Source organism: Candidatus Nanopelagicales bacterium, assembly GCA_030700225.1.
Taxonomy (GTDB): Bacteria; Actinomycetota; Actinomycetes; order S36-B12.
The window spans coordinates 1-16,600 of the sequence record JAUYJT010000037.1; the positions used below are offsets into that span (position 1 = coordinate 1).

Sequence of the window (16,600 nt, forward strand, 5' to 3'; positions counted from 1 at the left end):
GGGGGAGTATACCCCGGGTGCGGCGTTGGCTCGGTTGGTTCGGGCCCGCGAACCGTACTGCCGCCACCCGGGGTGTCGCCGCCAGTCCCAGTCTTGCGATCTCGATCACGCGCTCCCATGGCCCAAGGGGGCCACCACAGCGCAGAACCTTGGGCCGTTGTGTCGGAGGCATCACAACCAAAAGACCCACCACGGATGGGACCTAGACCCGGGCCTGGACCCCGACCCTGGCCCAGACCCCAAGACCGGGCAAGACGGCAACGAGGCAGCGGCCGGGTGGACATGGCGAACTCCAGCAGGCATCACCATCACCGACAAACCCCCACCGCCACTACGGGAGTAGCCGGGGTGGGGGCCCGAGGCCGCGCCCCTCCCCCTTCCCGCTTCGCGGGTGGGGGGACCCCCACCCAAATCCGAAGGGCCTCTAATGGGTGTCCCCCCACCCGCCGTTGCGCGGCGGGAAGGGGGAGGTGTCTTGCTCAAGAGTTTCGGCCATTCCCCACAACGACCGCCTCTGTATAGGGGAGCCAAGCTGATGGGTTAGGCCGGGCCTACGCGAGTACTAGGACGGGACCGGCCCCAGCTCGGTGATGCGCTCACTCGTGAAGAACGTGGCTGGCTCCGCGGCACTGCCGCAGGACGGCGGGCGCGGTGCGGATCGATGCTCGCGCAGCTCGACTAGCCATCGCCGCGCCGAAGTCGAAACTACTACGCCTTCTGGCGTAGCACGCGTGCTCAGGTCGGCCAGGGGGACTCCAGCGCTGGTCATGACATCCCATTCGGCCACTTGCTCCCCGGCGGAGCGCCCGATCCGGCCGCGGACGATGCTCGCAGCGAGATGGCGTCCCTCAAGCGCATCGCGGGCCGCGTCCGTGGTGAGTCGGCCCAACATGATCCCGTCGCTGAGCCGAAGCGCTGTGGGGGCGAATCTGTGGCCCTTGATGTGGGAGATCTGCCAGACCCGGGCGTCGCACAGCGCGCGGAAGAGCTTCCTGCCGACTTCAGCGCAACATCTGTCCCGCTTGGAGTTCGTGCAGATGAACAGAATCTGGGCAGCGGGGGAGTTTCCGGCCAGGGCATCGGGCGTCAGTGGATCGCTGGCCGGAAGCATGCCGGATGTCGCTGAAACCGCTGTGGGTGTCGCATCGACTCGCCACCAATGGCGCATCCCCTCGGTCGCGAAATCACGTCCTCGTCGGGCCATGAGCAGGCGAGCAGTCGGATCGCTGGCGAATGCCCTGAGCGAATCCGCTGGTGCTCGCGCCATGCGGTTCTCGAAGGTCGCATCCCGACCCCATGGTCCGGGTTGCTCCACGATCAGCAGCTTTGATTCGGTGAGGGCCGAACCGAGCAGGGGTTCGCCGACGGCTGCGCTCGCCGCGCGGCAGGAGGTCACGAAACGGATCCTCCGATGTCCGCGACCGCCTCATCCAGCAGCGTCCCCGATCCGTCCCTGCGCGGATCGATGTCGGGCATCTCGATCGGGGCGCCGGAAGCTGTTGCCGCTCGCACCGGGCCCAGGCCAACCCATGCCTTGAGCAAGGTGTCCTCGTCGGAGCGGAACTTGTGGCAGCGCACTCCACCCGTACCGCGGCCCTTCGACGGGTAGGCGTCCATGGGCGTGACCTTCGCGCGCCCTGGCGAGGTCCCCGCCAGAACCGTGCTCGTCCCCGAGACAGACGCGACGACGGGGTCCTGTCCCGCCGGAATGACGCCGAAGAACACCACCTGATCGCCTGGCCCCAGCTTGATTCCGGCCATCCCGGCGGCGGATCGACCTTGCGTCCGCACGGATTGGGCAGGGAACCGCAGCAGTTGCCCGCTGGTGCTCACGAACACGAGCTCATCGGAGTCCGAGCCCACGTCAGCGACCCCCACGACGTCATCGCCGTCGGACAGCCGGATGACATCCCACAGGTCTTTGCTCGCGGGGCCGTTGGGGGCGACGCGCTTGATCAGGCCGGAGCGAGTGGCTAGCGCGAGTCCGAGCGATTCATCGGACAAACTGACTAGCCCGACCGGGCGCGAGGACCCCGACAGATCCAGCAACGCGCCCAGTGGGACACCTCCTGCCAGAGTCGGTGCGCCGTCCGTGGCGGGAAGCCCAGGCAGTTCAATGACCGGGAGCCGGTGGACGAAGCCGTCTGACGTGACTAGTCCCACGTGCCCTCGTGTAGACGCGCGGGCGGCGCTGACGATGCAGTCATGGCTGGCACGGGGCCCGTCTCTGCCTGGCGGCTCGGCGCCAGATGTGCGGGCCAGCGTGCCTGTGTTGCTCAACAGCACCCAGCAGGGAGCATCGGCAACCTCCAGCGGCGCCTCTGGCTCCGCGACGCCGCCTTCAGATTCCAGAAGCACGGTGCGTCGGGGGTTCGCGTGCTTGTCGGCGACGGCGGTCAGTTCCGCGGCGACGAGCGCCCGCAGTCGCTTCTCATCGCCCAGGACCGCGTCGAGTTCCTCTATCCGCCCGCGCAGGTCGCTGGCTTCGGTCTCCAGTTCCAGCCTGGAGAACTTCGTCAGTCTTCGCAGCGGCATGTCGAGGATGTACGTGGTCTGCTCATCGGACAGCTCGAAAGCCGCCATGAGCCGGTGCCGGGCCTGCGCGGTGTCGTCACTGCCACGGATGATCGCGATGACCTCGTCAATGTCCAGGATCGCTACCAGCAGCCCCTCGACCAGATGAAGACGCTCGCGGGCCCGTGCTCGTCGGTGCGAAGAGCGGCGCCTGACCACGTCGATGCGATGGTCCAGAAACACTTGGAGAAGCTCGATGAGCCCAACCTGGCGGGGTCGTCCGTCGACGAGGGCGACGTTGTTGATGGAGAACTGTTCCTCTAGCGGCGTGAGTCGGAATAGCTGCGCCAGCACCGCCTCGGGATTGAACCCGGCCTTGGTCTGTACTACCAAGCGCAGGCCGTGCTCGGCGTCGGTGAGGTCGGCGAGCCCGGAGATCCCGGTCAGCTTCTTCTGGATCACTAGGTCTTTGATGCGTTCGATCACTCGCTCGGGGCCAACCGAGTAGGGCAGCGACGTAACCACGATTCCCTTGCCGCGAGCTGATACCTGCTCGACCCGCGTCGTCGCTCGCATCCGGAAGCTGCCCTTTCCGGTCGCGTAGGCCTGGCGGATGCCATCGAGCCCAACGACGATGCCACCGGTCGGCAAATCGGGGCCGGGGATCATTCGCATGAGATCGGTCAGCTTGGCGTCCGGGTGCGATAGCAGATGGCGTGCGGCAGCCACGGTTTCGCCAAGGTTGTGCGGCGGCATGTTCGTCGCCATGCCGACCGCGATTCCAGATGCCCCGTTCACCAGCAGGTTGGGGATGGCGGCTGGCAGCACGGTCGGCTCCGTCTCGCGGCCGTCGTAGTTGGACACGAAGTCAACGACGTTTTCATCCAAAGACCGTGTCATCTCCAGCGCGGGTGCCGCCATCCGGCATTCGGTGTAGCGCATCGCGGCGGGGCCGTCGTCCAGCGACCCGAAGTTGCCGTGGCCGTCGACCATCGGTAGCCGCAGCGTGAATGCCTGGGCCATTCGGACGAGCGCGTCATAGATAGCGCCATCGCCGTGCGGGTGGAGCTTGCCCATTACCTCGCCAACCACGCGGGCAGATTTCACGTGACCGCGGTCAGGGCGCAATCCCATCTCCGCCATCTGGTACAAGATCCGCCTCTGAACGGGCTTGAGACCATCGCGCGCGTCTGGCAGAGCGCGGGAGTAGATGACCGAGTACGCGTACTCAAGGAATGAACCCTGCATCTCTTCGGTGACGTCGACGTCGACTACGCGTGGAGCTTGCGACGGGGTCCGCGAACGTGTCATTTGTCCTCCTGCCGCTGCCAGGGTATGCGGCTCTGGGGGCTCACATCGTCACCGACTCGGCCGCCGGGGATCGTCAAGGACCCAGGATCGCTAGCGTGGGCACGTGAGCAGTTCTGAAGAAGGCCAGGAGCCATCGGAACCCCCCGGGTATCCAGAACAGTGGGAAGCTGATGTTGTCCTACGGGACGGCAGCACATGCCATCTGCGGCCGATCCGGCCATCCGACGCGGACGCGTTGCGTAGGTTCCACTCGCACTTGTCCCCGGAGACGATCTACACGAGGTTCTTCTCCCCCTACCCGGATCTGTCCGACAAGGATGTCGTGCGGCTGACATGTGTTGACTACGACGCGCGCATGGCCCTGGTGGCCACCGTCGGCGGAGAAATCGTTGGTGTCGGCCGCTATGACCAGGTCGGCGAAGTCGATGCGGAGGTCGCCTTCACGGTCAGGGACGACTATCAGGGGCACGGTCTGGGGTCCGTGCTGCTGGAGCACCTCGCCGCGACCGCCCGAGAGCGCGGACTGCGCAGGTTCGTGGCAGATGTGCTTCCGCAGAACCGGCGGATGGTCGGCACATTCTCGCGCGCCGGATACCGGGTCGCGCAGGAGCTGGAAGATGGCGTCGTCAAGCTGGCATTCGACATCGAGCCCACGCAAGAGCTGCGCAGCGTCATGCAAGCCCGCGAGCACCGTGCGGAGTCGCGGTCAGTTGAGCGTCTACTCAGTCCCGCGTCCATAGCGGTCGTGGGGGCATCCGGCCGAGCGGAATCGCTCGGGGGAGTCATGCTGAGAAACCTGATCGCCGCCGGGTTCGAAGGCCCGCTCTACCCGATCCACCCGAGCGCGAAGGAAGTGGCGGGGCTAAGAGCGTATCCCTCGGTTCTGAAGACCCCCGGTCGGATTGATCTGGCGATCGTCGTCGTTCCGGAGGACCGCGTGTCAGATGTCGTCGACGAGTGCGCTCAAGCGGGAGTCCACGCTCTGGTGATAGTAAGCGCGGGGTTCTCCGACTCGGGTCCGGCCGGAGCGGAGAAGGAACGGGAGCTCTCGGCACGTGTGCGCGAGCACGGAATGCGGATGGTAGGGCCGAACTCCCTGGGGCTGATCAACACTGATCCGCGTGTGAAGCTAAGGGCCGCGCTTGTTCACATGGCGCCTCCGCGCGGCCGGGTCGCGCTGGCGTGCCAGTCCGCGGCTTTGGCTGTCGCCGCTCTGGATCGTATGGCGCTGCGGCGACTCGGCCTTTCATCGTTCGTCTCGGTGGGCAATCGGGGCGACGTCTCCGGCGATGAGTTGCTTCACTTCTGGATGTCCGACGGCGTGTCATCGGTCGTCCTGATGTACGTGGAGAGCATGGCCAGTCCGGCGAAGTTCATCCGAGTCGTTCGGAACGTGTCCCGCCAGAAGCCGGTTGTGATCGTGCGAGCCGGACGCACGAGCCAGGCGTTCCCCTTGGGCGCCCGGCCGCGGCGCACGGAGTTACCCGCCAAGGCTGTAGACCATCTGCTGGCAGATGCCGGCGTCGTGGAAGCCAACTCTCTGGGGCAGATGATCGATATCGGGGGGATACTCGCCTGCCAGCCGCTCGCGCCCGGGCGCAGAGTCGCTGTAGTTGGCGACACGCACAGTCTGGTACTCCTGGCTTCCGATACCTGCGTCACAGCCGGCTTGTCCGTCGTGGCGCAAACCGTTCTAAGGGGCGAGGATGTCGCCGAACTCATGGCCGACGAGTTGCGGGAGCTGGTCAAGGGCGAGAGCACGGATGCGGTTCTAGTTGTTCACGTGCCGCCTGTGTTCTCTCCCGAGTCGGGTGTGCGGGACGCACTGGTAGCAGCCTCCAATGCTTCCGCGGTGCCCGTGCTCGCGGTCTTGCACGCCGAGGAGGGGACCAACGCGCTGCTCGTGGCACCGGCACCCGATGGTTCAGCCGGGCACGGGTCGGTTCCGTGTTTCGGGACAGTTGAGGAAGCCGTGCAGGCCTTGTCACTCGTGGTTGGGTACTCCGAGTGGAGACGCAGGCCCCGCGGAGAGGTACCCGAGCACTCCGACATCGACACCGAGAGGGCACGTGAGCTGCTGGAGGGGATACTGACGGGCGGCATTCATTCGTCCGACACAGTGAGGGTGTCGGATTCCCAGATGCGGCACCTCCTGGCCTGCTACGGGATAGGGATTTGGCCCTGGCGACCGATCGGGAATGAGGACTCCGCCGTCGCCGAAGCTGATGAGCTTGGATGGCCGGCGTTGCTGAAGACAACGGACCCGAGATTCGCCCGCAGTGGAGACAACCGTGGCGTCAGGACGAGCCTGGAGAATGAACACGCCTTGCGTGCCGCGTACCTTTCACTGTCCGCGTCCCTGGATCACACCGCCATGTCACAACTTGTTGTGCAGCGGATGGCGCCGCCGGGATTCCATTGCGCGATTCGGACGCAGGAAGACCCCCTGTTCGGCCCGACGGTGTCGTTCGGATTCGGGGGAGCACTAGCCGATCTACTCGCCGATCGCGGGCATGTCGTTCCACCCATCACTGACGCCGACGCGGCCCGACTCGTGCGCCAGCCAGCGGCGGCGAGTCTCCTGTTCGGTCGGGGTGGAACCAGTGCTGTGGACGTGCCTGGGTTGGAGGACCTAGTCGTGCGCGTCGGGCGAATGGCGGACGAGCTGCCGCAACTGGCACAGCTGGATCTCGATCCCATCATCGTGTCGCCCGGGGGTCCGGTTGTCGCCGGTGCGGTTGCCTGGCTGCGGGTTCCCGAGTCCCGCAGCGACGGGGAGACCCGCCGACTCTCGGACGTCTGACGCGGACTGGGGCTGTTGGGTGGGATACTTGGCGGCATGGGAGATCATGGTGTGCGCAGTCGCCTGCGCCGGGACATCGAGCGTTCGGGCTACTACCCAGCCCTGGTGGACGACTCGCTGACCACGGCTCTGGGCGGCGAGCGGGTTCTGGACTTCATCGTCCATCACGAGGCCACATTCGACCGCGATGAGTTGCGGCGTCACGCGACGGTCGTGGCGCTGACTCCCACTCGCCTGATCCTTCAACACACGGATGACCATCCCGCCGACGAGACATGCGACACGCCCTACGCCACCTCGGTAGTTGAGGCCGTGCGGTTGTCGTCGATCGGAACTGTCGTGGTTACCCGTGTGGTCAAGGAACCCGAGCAGTATCGTCCGCACTCAGCCGCCTCGGAGGCGGTCCTGAGCATCGGATGGGGCGCGGTGAACCGGATCGAGCTGGAGCCCGCGAGTTGCGGCGACCCCGAATGCGACGCGGATCACGGTTACACGGGGTCCAGCACAAACGACGACCTTTCCCTGCGGTTCTCGGCGGCGGCCGACGGCGGAGATGTTGTCGAGCGCGCTCTTGATTTCGCCAAGTCCCTGAGTGCGGCGGCAGGCATCCAGCCAGCGTGACTGAACCTGTGCTTCCCGCGTACGGCTCACGCAGTCTCTGCGAGCTGCTGAGCTCCGTCGGCGACGGACTGGCGGTGCCCGGCTGCCGCGATGTGCTAGGTCTTGGCGCCAGGGATCGTGTGGCGGTTGTGATCATCGACGGCCTCGGATTGGCGCAACTGCGGGAGTGCGCCGAGAGTGCTCCGTTCCTGGCGGAGCGGACGGCAGCGAGCCTGACCTCTGTGTTTCCCAGCACGACCTGTGCCGCTCTGGGCAGCATCGGAACGGGTCTGACGCCAGGGCGCCACGGTCTGGTGGGAGCTTCCTTCGTCTACCCAGAGACAGGAAGGTTGCTCAATCCTCTGGGTTGGGGCAGTGGGCCGTCGCCGATCGCGGTGCAGCCTGAGCCCACGGTTCTGGAGCGCGCGGAGGCCGCTGGAGTGTCTATCGCGGTGGTGAGTGATCGCTCCTACAGGCACAGCGGCCTGACCGTCGCAGCTCTTCGAGGAGGGCAATACAAGGGAGCGGACGGCCCAGGAGAACGCGTGGCCACGGTTATCGAGTCCCTTGACGTTCCGGGGCGCGGCCTGGTTATTGGCTACTGGGGGTCGCTGGACCGGACGGCTCACGTCCATGGCGTGGCGTCCCCTCACTACCGCTTCGAGCTCTCCCACGTTGACCTTCTCGTACGTCAGATCGCTGCTTCGCTTCCCGCGGGCGCAAGACTGATCGTCACCGCCGACCACGGCATGATCGACTGCCCGGAAGTCATCGACCTGGATGCGGATCCGGGGTTCGGTGAGCATGTACGTTTGGTCGCCGGTGAGCCGCGGATGCGCCACGTCTATGCCCGTCGTGGGGCAGCGGCGGCGGTGGCGCGACGCTGGCAGGATCTCTTGGCGGACAAGGCCCAGGTGCTGCTCGGGGAGGAGGCCGTTGCCGAGGGCTGGTTCGGAGATGTTGATCCCGGGAACATCGAACGTATCGGATCCGTGCTCGCGATCGCTGGCCCGGGGATTCGGTTGGGAATGCCATCTCGTGATTCGGTTGTGTCTTCGCTTCTGGGTCAGCATGGCGGGCTGACCGAAGCGGAGATGGTCGTTCCGTTGGCGATGATCGACTGAAGCAGGACTCGCGTGCGGGACTCAGGAATGCTCGGTCGGGGTCCCGAAGAGCACCTCATCCCACCTCGGCGGTTTGGGAGCGGGTGGCTTTGGTGGGGGCTGGGTGGGCTTGGGCTGAGGTTGCGGGGCCGCGGGAGCAGTTAGCGGCCGCTTGGCGGCGCGGCCCGCTGGGTGATTGCTGGATTGTGGGGGCCGCTGGCCCGTCGGCGCATCATCATCAGTCGCCGGGTGGACAAGCTTTGGCCGGATGTCCGCGAAGAGGCGGTCCTCGGTGAACCAGCGAGCTTCATCATCGTCGGAGGTCAGGATCTTGGCGCCGAGGTCGAACGACCACGTCGCTACGCGGTCTCCCTTTCCGGCCGGGTAGGCCAAGAGCACAGTCCAAAGCCCATCCTCGCGGCGCCAGGCATCCCAGCGGGTCGAATCCTCGTCGATGCCGCGCTCGGCCAGCCTGCGGGTGACGAGTGAACCGAGGGTTGGGTCCTCCTCGCCGCGTCCCGCTGGGCAGGCGATGGCTTGCTCGGTCACCCAGCTGCGTTCCTGCAGCACGGGAGCGGCGAACGCTTGGACGCGTTCGACGGGCCAGCCGGAGTATTCAGCCACTTCCTCCGGCGTTGCGCCCGAACGCACTCTGGCTTGGACATCGCGAGCGGTCACGGGAGTCGTGTCGCCTTCGACCCGGATGACTCTGCCACCCCTGGTGGCTGCCCGGACTCGCTCGTCGATGGGCAGCGAGTACCGGGTTCCGTCTGGTGTGGACAGAATCAACGAGGCGCCGTCGTCGGACAGTCCCACGAAGGTCAGATCAGGCATCAAGACTCCTTGGCACACTTGGCGTCCAGGGATCCAAGTATGTACAACCGAGGCGCTCCCGCCGTCACTAGCCTCGCCGAGGACGTTGAGCCAGCGCTAATCGATCGCCGCCTCGTCCATCACGACGACATCCCGCGCCAGGCCGCGGAACGTGGCGGCGGTAACGGCGAACACGAGCACGGCGCCGACCGACATCACGATATAGCCGCGCGCTGGTACGAAGGCGTCGATGATCGCGCCGGAGGTAGTGGAGCCGATCGCCAGGCCGACGGCCATGGCGGAGACCGTGAGGGTGAGCGCCTCGGTTAGCCGGGCGGCGGGAACAGCGTTCTCCACCAGTGTGGTCGCTGTGATCAGCACGGGGGACACTGCCATGCCCGCCAGGAACGCCACTGGGGCGAGCATCGCCAGAGACGTTACGAACGGGTAGAAGGCTGTGACGATGGCGAGGGCCAAGGCATAGACGAGAAGCAGCCGGGCCGGGTTGGCTGTGACGCGGACAGCGCCGACGACTAGGCCGGCGATCAGGCTGCCGCCCGCGTAGAGTGCGAGCATCCAGCCAGTCAGAGCCTCCGCCCCTTCGGATTCTGAGAACGCGACGGTAGTCACTTCGAAGGATCCGAATATCGCGCCCAGCAGGGCCATGAGAACGGTCACGATGATCATCGTCCGGACCAAGAGCTTCGCATTTCCGTGCTGCTGCCGCTTGGGCCGGGGGGGAGGTTGCGTCGAGCGTTGGCTGGCAAGCCATCCTGAGCCAAGAACCACCAACGCCGCAGCCGCGATCAATCCCGTCTGATCTGCGATATAGACGCACAGCCAGGTGACGGCCAGAGGCCCCAGCATGAACACGAGTTCGTCGATGACGGCTTCGAGGGAGAACGCGGGACGGATCTCGTCTGTGCCGGTCAGCATGGCGGACCACCGGGCGCGCACACAGGCTCCCATGTTCTGAGTCATGCCGCCGGAGACGATTAGGAGCAGGAACTGCAGCGCCACGGGTCCGCGGTGTGTCGCCACGAACACGAACCCCAGCAGAAACAGGACCTCGCCGGCTGCCATCACTGGGAGTACACGGGCTTGCCCAAGCCTGTCGACGAATCGGGCTCCCAGTGGGCTGACAAGGGCCATGCTCAAAGAGAAGGTCGCGGACATGGCACCGGCTAGCGCGTAAGAATCCGTCTTGGCGCTAACTAGGAACACGATCCCGAGTGAGACCATCGCCACGGGAAGTTCTCCGACGAACCCGGCGGCCACGAACGCTGTAGCGCCCTTGCGCCGCAGGAGACTGCCGTACGGTCCGAGCACATCTGGATGCTACCGAGGCCCGACGACCATGGGCGGTCATCAGCCCGTGCGGACCGCCAGCGATGATCAGGGAATGGACGCGGCGAACCCCGAAGCTTTGCTGGTCGTGTCGTTCGGCGGGCCGGAGTCGGTGGACGATGTGGAGCCGTTCCTTCTCAGGGTCACTGGTGGCAGTGGGGCGCCCGCGCACCGAGTGGCCCAAGTGGCAGAGCACTATCGGGAGCTGGGAGGAGTGTCCCCACTCAACCAAGCCAACCGGGGCCTGATCGAGCGCCTGAGGGCACAGGCAGTCGCGCGCGGGCTTGGCGAAAGCGTGTATCTGGGCAACCGCAATTGCGAGCCGTTTATGGGCGACGTCATGGCGCGGATGCGAGAAGATGGGGTCCGCTGCGCGTCCGTGTTCATAACGAGCGCGTTCTCGTCATACTCGGGGTGTCGGCAGTACAGGGAGAACCTCTACGACGCTAGCGCTGGGCACGGTATCTACTTGAAGGTGCTGCCGAGATTCTTCGATCACACGGTGCTGCGGGACATCTGGGCGGACCGGATCGTCGAGTCCTGGCCGACGGGCAACCCAGTGCTGGTGTTCGTCACCCATTCACTACCCACCGCTATGGCGAAGGGACTCGGGCCCGGCGGGGGATACCTGCCGCAACACCGGCACCTGGCCCGCGCCGTCGTGGCGGCCTGTTCGCCGCGCCTGGCTAGCCCGCTTCCATTCAGGCTCGCGTTCCAGTCGCGGTCCGGGCCGCCGGACCAGCCGTGGTTGGAGCCGGACATCAACGAAGTAGTCGCGCAGGCCGCCGACGACGGTCACGATTCTTGCGTGGTGGCGCCCATTGGGTTCTGCGCGGAGAACCTGGAGATCATGTGGGACCTCGACGTCGCGGCGGCCCAGACCGCTAGGGAGCACGGCGTCGATTTTCACAGGCTCGCGCTTCCTCAGTCCGATGACCGGTTCGTCGGCATGGTCTGGGACCTGGTCAGGCGCTACCCGCGAGGACACTTGTGCGACCCGGAGTGCTGTCCGAATCCGCGTGGTGCTCGGCCAGCCACAGGTGATGCTAAGCGCACCTGAGCCCCGCGTCAGACTGACTCCATGGACAACACCCACACACACGGCGACCTGCGGGAGCTTGGTTGTCTGGCTGCGGGGATAGCCAGACAGGCTGGGGCTTTGCTTCTCGAAGGATGGCGCGACGTGCACGCAGTAGGGACCAAGTCGTCGCCGAGCGATCTGGTTACCCAGATGGACAGGGAGGCTGAGGCGCTGATCCGGCGGCGCATCGCTCAAGCCCGCCCCGGGGACCGCGTCCTCGGCGAGGAGGAAGGCGAGTCGCCGGGTGATGACAGACGGGCGCGATGGATAGTGGACCCGCTAGACGGAACCGTGAACTACTTCTATGGACTCCCGGCTTGGGTTGTCTCGATCGCCGTGGAGATTGACGGACACGTCGTCGCTGGCGCGGTCAATGCCCCGGCCTTGGGTGAGGACTATCTGGCGGTCGCCGGACAAGGAAGCCACCGCAGGAGCGTCGGTAAGGTCGAGCGGCTGGCGGTCTCGACCGCCACGGACACGCGCGAGGCACTGCTGGCGACTGGTTTCGGGTACCGCTGTGAACGACGTGCGGCGCAGGCGCGGGTCGTCGCTGAGCTGCTGCCGGAAGTGCGGGACATTCGCCGGTGCGGAGCCGCGGCCTTGGATCTGTGCTGGACGGCAGGCGGGCGGGTCGACTGCTACTACGAGCGTGGCCTGAAGCTGTGGGACTGGGCGGCGGGCGGGTTGATCGTTCGGGAGGCCGGTGGGGTTGTCGGGGGTTTGCACGGCCGTCCTGGTGGCTCTGAGATGGTCGTGGCTGCCCCGGCGCCGCTGTTCACTAAGCTGAGCGACCGGCTCGCTGGGCTTGATGCGGACTCTGGATGACCAAGCGTCAGTCGATTCGGCGCAACTCCGCGTTGTACCAGTGGGCGTTTCTGGTGTAGCTGGCAACCGCTCGATCATGCGCCCCGGGCAGAACCGCATTCGTGTGAATCTTCGCGGGCACTCCCAGCGCCTTCGCCAGGGGAGGCACTTCGGTGTCGTAGGGGATCAGGGCCTGAGCTCCGACCAGAGCGCCTTGGCGCACGATCGCCCGGTGCAGCACGATCGCTCCAGACCCGATGAGACAGTCATCCTCGATGGTGCACCCCTCCAGATGGACCCTGTGGCCGATGACACACCGATCTCCGATCAAGGTCTCGTGGTCGGGCGTGCAATGCACGATGGTGCCGTCCTGAACGGAAGTCCGCGCTCCGACTTGGATCGCGTTGTGGTCTCCCCGCAATACGGCAGTCGGCCACACCGTGGATTCCGGCCCGATCGTCACGCTTCCGATCAGGACCGCGTCGGGGTGTACGAATGCGCTGGGGTGGATCGACGGTTCGCGTTCGCCGATGGCGTACACGGGCATTTCCGGGGTCCCTTCGACGCTTAGAGTCTCAAGCATGTTACGTCCCGGCGGGTCGGATGTGCGTTTAAGTTCGGCATGAGGCAGAATGCCGGGCGCCGGTGCAGTGGGCACCGGCGCTTGACTAAGTACTGGCTTGACCAAGTACTGGCAGGAGAGACCAGCGGCGATGGCCACCGACTACGACGCCCCAAGGAAGACCGACGAGAGCTCTACCGATGCGAGCATCGAGGAGCTCAAGGCTCGCCGCGTCGATCGGGCCGCTTCCTCGGTCGATGTAGATGAGACAGAGGCAGCGGAGAACCTCGAACTTCCCGGCGCCGACCTATCGGACAAGAGCCTGGAAGTTCGCGTGCTTCCGAAGCAGTTTGACGAGTTCACGTGCACCGAGTGCTTCTTGGTGCATCACATCAGCCAGCTGGCCGATCCGGGCGCCATGGTCTGCGCGGACTGCGTCGCCTGAGAGCTGAGCGGGCTACGCCTGCGGCAGTGCCTCGGGTTCGGTCGTGACCTTGGCTATTCCACGTGACACAAGTGTGCTCACGACAGAAGCCGTGACCGCTGTCGCCGTCGCGAACAACAGAGCTTTACCCAACGGGACGTTCAGATCGTCAGGATCCGGCGGAGTGTTGCCGGTGGCTGCCTCATAGCCGGCGGCGAAAGCGCGCCGCACCACCCATACTCCGCTCATCGCTATCAGTGGGGCGGAGAATCGCAGGATTTCCTTGCCGGACATGTTTGTCCTCCGGATGTCGTTGGTCGAGCGTGATGCCGCACTCCTACTCTGCCGCTTAGTTCGCCAGATCGCCACCGTTGGCCACGTTCGTGTCCTGCGGCGTTCCCGCTCCCGCCTGGGACGCTCGCCTGTAGTGTCGGCACGTGACGGACGCCGCGGACGAATCTCAGCCACTTGTCAGAGACATTCACGCCCCAGAACCTGGCGTCGAAGTGCCGAGCCACTACGCCCAGTGCTATGGCTGTAGCGCTGAGCAAGAGTCAGGGCTCCGGATGCGCGTCGTTGCCGGCTCCGACCTCACGGTACGCGGCGAGATGGCGGTCCGCGAGGTGCATCAGGGAGCGCCAGGATTGATGCATGGCGGCGTTCTTGCGGCGGCGTTCGATGAGGTCCTTGGGGCTCTGAGCTGGCTGCTCATGCGACCAGCCGTGACGGCGTCCTTGACCGTCGATTTCCGCGCACCTGTACGTGTGGGAGACCTGCTTAGCATCGATGCGCAAGTTGATGGCATTGACGGCAGAAAGGTGTCGTGCTCCGGCATCGGACGCAATGCAGAAGGAACCGTCCTGGCGACAGCCTCAGGACTGTTCATACAGGTACCCATCGAGCACTTCGCGAAACACGGACGCAAACAGGACGTCGACAAAGCGGCCCAGAGCGCCCGGTCTCGCCCTTGGATGGAGATCGGTCCATGACCGGCGCCGAAGTCGATGTACTTGTCTATCGTGCCGACCCGGAGCTGCCGCTGCCGTCGTACCAGCACCCAGGGGACGCTGGGATGGATCTGGTCACAGCCGAAGCCGCGGTACTGAAGCCCGGAGAACGCGCGCTTCTGCCGACAGGGATCTGCGTGGCTCTACCAATGGGATACGTCGCGTTTGTGGTGCCTCGTAGCGGCCTCGCGGCCAGGTGCGGCGTCTCGCTGGTCAATGCTCCTGGGACGGTGGACGCGGGATACCGTGGTCAGATTCGGGTGAGTGTGATCAATCTTGATCCGTCCCGGGAAGTAGTGTTCGAACGCGGAGACCGGATCGCTCAACTGGTGGTACAGCGCGCGCCGAGGGTGCGCTTGCACGAAGTGGATTCGCTGCCCGGCAGCTCCAGAGGAATGGGCGGCTTCGGGTCGACCGGTGGTATGTCCCTTTCAGTCGATGATGGAGGGCGGACAAGTGGCGCTGCGCCGGAAGCGACGACGTGATTCCCAAGATGATCGGACGCGCGATACGGGTGAGTCCTTCGTGGAAGACGCCAGCGCTGGGGAACTCCCCAAGACCCCGTTGGCTGCGGCCGATGAGTCCGCGGCCGCGCTGGGGCCGTTCGACGTGACCGATCCACACTCGGGCACTGGCGCTCCCGAGCGCATAGACCTTGGCTCCATGCTCGTGCCGCTCGCCGATGAAATGGAGATTCGTGTCGAGATTGACACAGACAGCCAGGAGCCGATGGCGGTGACTCTGCTTGTCGAGGACGGGGCCGTTCAGCTCAAGACCTTCGCCGCGCCTCGTTCCGGTGGGCTGTGGACCCAAGCCAGAGGGGAGCTGAGCCAGCAGGTTACGTCGGAGGGTGGAACTATCGAGGAACGGCGGGGTTCGTTCGGGCAAGAGCTGCTGGCGCACGTGCCCGCCACGGATGACAAGGACAGGCCATTCGTCCAGACCGTGCGCTTCGTCGGGGTTGAGGGTCCGCGGTGGATACTTCAGGGCGTCTTCCTCGGAGCTGGAACTGAGCCTGGGACGGCCGGACGGCTGGAGGCGCTGTTTAGGCAGGTTGTGGTGGTCAGGGGAGAGCAAGCCACACCCGCGGGAGGTCCGCTGCCGTTGAGACTCCCAGAGGGTGTGGCCGAGGAACTCGGCGAAGCCGAGGAGTTCGAGGAGGAGGAGGAGGAGGAGGAGGAGGAGGAGGAGGAGGAGGAGGAGGAGTGATGGCTCTTCGGATTCCAGTGGGGACCAGCGGATTGTGGGGAAGCTAGTCGGCGCGGGATCTGCCTGCGCCCGGTTTATCGGGTTCTTGGGCTGGATCGACTCGTAAGGGGGGTCCCCCCTGGCGCGCAGATCCATCTCGGGTAGATCCTGGGGCGCGGTGTGCCATGTGAGCGTGTCGTTGGGTGGGGTTGTCGGGGGGGTCGATTAGTATCGGACACATGTTCGATGGTGTTGGTTCCTCGCCTCTTGACCCGGCAGCCGGGTCGAGGGTTTTCGCCGCGCCTGTGGCCGACGCGTCGAGCCTGGCGGAGGTGGCTACGGCGCGGGATCTGCGCTCGTGGTGGCTGGGGAACCGGCCAGGTTGGGTGGACGCGGGCTGGTATGACGCGCCGATCCGCCCCGGGGTTCTCGATTTGTTGACCTTGCCAGCGGGTCCGGCCCTGGCGGAGGCGTTGACCGCTCTGGGGTGGGGGCCGTGCCCAGCGGATCACAGCGGTGAACAAATGCCCGGGGATACACCTCTTGGGCTTCCTGGTTCACCGTGCGCGTGCCAGGTTGTGCTCTTGGCCGCTTGGGAAGCTGTGGCTTCGTGGGTGTCAGCCCAACAAGCCCATGGCCTGGTGACCGCGGCGGGACCCGAACCGGTCATCGTGCCGCCTGTTGGTGTCTCGCCTGGGATTGCTGATCCGGCTCGTGAAGAGATCGCCGCGGCGTTGCATTTGTCCCCGGCGAGCGCGGCGAATCGTATCCACGCCGCCAGGGAGTTGACCACTCACCCCGATTTGTTGGGTTTGGTGTCGCGGGGACAGTTACCGGGATTGTCGGCGCGGCTGCTCCTATCGGATGTGGCGAATCTGGACTCTGAGGCCGCCTTGGAGGTGACCGCCGCTGTGTCTGGGCGGGTCCAGAAGCGGTGGCTCGCTGGTTGCCGGGTGTGGACTTGCGCGGAGGAGCCACGCACCCCGAAGGGGATCAAACTCATTCTCGCGTCGCCTCTGCTGGAGGAGGCCAGGTTCAGGGCC

General features: G+C 65.7%; 16 protein-coding genes. 10 read left to right on the top strand and 6 right to left on the bottom strand.

The window, feature by feature from the left end; translation table 11 throughout:
* Positions 1-562 precede the first annotated feature (562 nt).
* The gene (locus Q8P38_04890) at positions 563-1,396 is read right to left on the bottom strand and encodes a sucrase ferredoxin (protein MDP4013936.1); all 834 of its coding nucleotides are present in this window, start codon (positions 1,394-1,396) and stop codon (positions 563-565) included.
* Positions 1,393-3,825: a DNA topoisomerase (ATP-hydrolyzing) gene (locus Q8P38_04895; protein ID MDP4013937.1), complete on the bottom strand. Its 2,433-nt coding sequence runs from the start codon at positions 3,823-3,825 to the stop codon at positions 1,393-1,395. The genes Q8P38_04890 and Q8P38_04895 overlap by 4 nt, the downstream gene beginning before the upstream one ends.
* A gap of 103 nt (positions 3,826-3,928) precedes the next feature.
* Here Q8P38_04895 and Q8P38_04900 point away from each other — a divergent pair, with 103 nt between their 5' ends.
* From Q8P38_04900 to Q8P38_04910, 3 genes are read left to right on the top strand one after another with little or no spacing between them, the layout of a single operon-like run.
* Positions 3,929-6,628, top strand: a complete 2,700-nt coding sequence (locus tag Q8P38_04900) for a GNAT family N-acetyltransferase (protein MDP4013938.1) — start codon at positions 3,929-3,931, stop codon at positions 6,626-6,628.
* 36 nt (positions 6,629-6,664) lie between these two features.
* Positions 6,665-7,249, top strand: coding sequence for a DUF5998 family protein (locus Q8P38_04905; protein MDP4013939.1), 585 nt, complete (start codon positions 6,665-6,667; stop codon positions 7,247-7,249).
* Positions 7,246-8,352 carry an alkaline phosphatase family protein gene (locus tag Q8P38_04910; GenBank protein ID MDP4013940.1) on the top strand — a complete coding sequence of 369 codons (1,107 nt, stop codon included), beginning with the start codon at positions 7,246-7,248 and terminating at the stop codon, positions 8,350-8,352. Before Q8P38_04905 ends, Q8P38_04910 begins: the two co-directional genes overlap by 4 nt.
* A gap of 21 nt (positions 8,353-8,373) precedes the next feature.
* On the opposite strand, the gene sepH is transcribed toward Q8P38_04910, so the two are convergent.
* A complete protein-coding gene (gene sepH / locus Q8P38_04915; GenBank protein ID MDP4013941.1) occupies positions 8,374-9,165 on the bottom strand; it encodes a septation protein SepH in 792 nt (263 codons plus the stop codon).
* 96 nt (positions 9,166-9,261) lie between these two features.
* Positions 9,262-10,473, bottom strand: coding sequence for a hypothetical protein (locus Q8P38_04920; protein ID MDP4013942.1), 1,212 nt, complete (start codon positions 10,471-10,473; stop codon positions 9,262-9,264).
* Positions 10,474-10,546: 73 nt separating this feature from the next.
* On the opposite strand from Q8P38_04920, the gene Q8P38_04925 reads away from it, so the two are divergent.
* The gene (locus tag Q8P38_04925) at positions 10,547-11,551 is read left to right on the top strand and encodes a ferrochelatase (GenBank protein MDP4013943.1); all 1,005 of its coding nucleotides are present in this window, start codon (positions 10,547-10,549) and stop codon (positions 11,549-11,551) included.
* 21 nt (positions 11,552-11,572) lie between these two features.
* Complete coding sequence (locus Q8P38_04930; GenBank protein MDP4013944.1) at positions 11,573-12,397, top strand: inositol monophosphatase family protein; 825 nt, start codon at positions 11,573-11,575, stop codon at positions 12,395-12,397.
* 7 nt (positions 12,398-12,404) lie between these two features.
* Here the strand turns inward: Q8P38_04930 and Q8P38_04935 are convergent, their stop codons facing one another.
* Complete coding sequence (locus Q8P38_04935; protein ID MDP4013945.1) at positions 12,405-12,959, bottom strand: gamma carbonic anhydrase family protein; 555 nt, start codon at positions 12,957-12,959, stop codon at positions 12,405-12,407.
* A 130-nt stretch (positions 12,960-13,089) separates the two neighbouring features.
* Here Q8P38_04935 and Q8P38_04940 point away from each other — a divergent pair, with 130 nt between their 5' ends.
* Positions 13,090-13,383, top strand: coding sequence for a DUF4193 domain-containing protein (locus Q8P38_04940; protein ID MDP4013946.1), 294 nt, complete (start codon positions 13,090-13,092; stop codon positions 13,381-13,383).
* A gap of 12 nt (positions 13,384-13,395) precedes the next feature.
* On the opposite strand, the gene Q8P38_04945 is transcribed toward Q8P38_04940, so the two are convergent.
* On the bottom strand, positions 13,396-13,656 hold the full coding sequence (locus tag Q8P38_04945; protein ID MDP4013947.1) for a DUF4235 domain-containing protein: 261 nt from the start codon (positions 13,654-13,656) through the stop codon (positions 13,396-13,398).
* A gap of 143 nt (positions 13,657-13,799) precedes the next feature.
* Here Q8P38_04945 and Q8P38_04950 point away from each other — a divergent pair, with 143 nt between their 5' ends.
* The 4 genes from Q8P38_04950 to Q8P38_04965 form a co-directional block, all read left to right on the top strand.
* Positions 13,800-14,351, top strand: coding sequence for a PaaI family thioesterase (locus Q8P38_04950; GenBank protein MDP4013948.1), 552 nt, complete (start codon positions 13,800-13,802; stop codon positions 14,349-14,351).
* Complete coding sequence (gene dut / locus Q8P38_04955; protein ID MDP4013949.1) at positions 14,348-14,854, top strand: dUTP diphosphatase; 507 nt, start codon at positions 14,348-14,350, stop codon at positions 14,852-14,854. Before Q8P38_04950 ends, dut begins: the two co-directional genes overlap by 4 nt.
* Positions 14,826-15,578, top strand: a complete 753-nt coding sequence (locus tag Q8P38_04960; GenBank protein MDP4013950.1) for a DUF3710 domain-containing protein — start codon at positions 14,826-14,828, stop codon at positions 15,576-15,578. Before dut ends, Q8P38_04960 begins: the two co-directional genes overlap by 29 nt.
* Positions 15,579-15,796: 218 nt before the next feature.
* Positions 15,797-16,600 (top strand): hypothetical protein (locus Q8P38_04965; protein MDP4013951.1); only part of this gene is annotated, 804 nt, incomplete at its 3' end.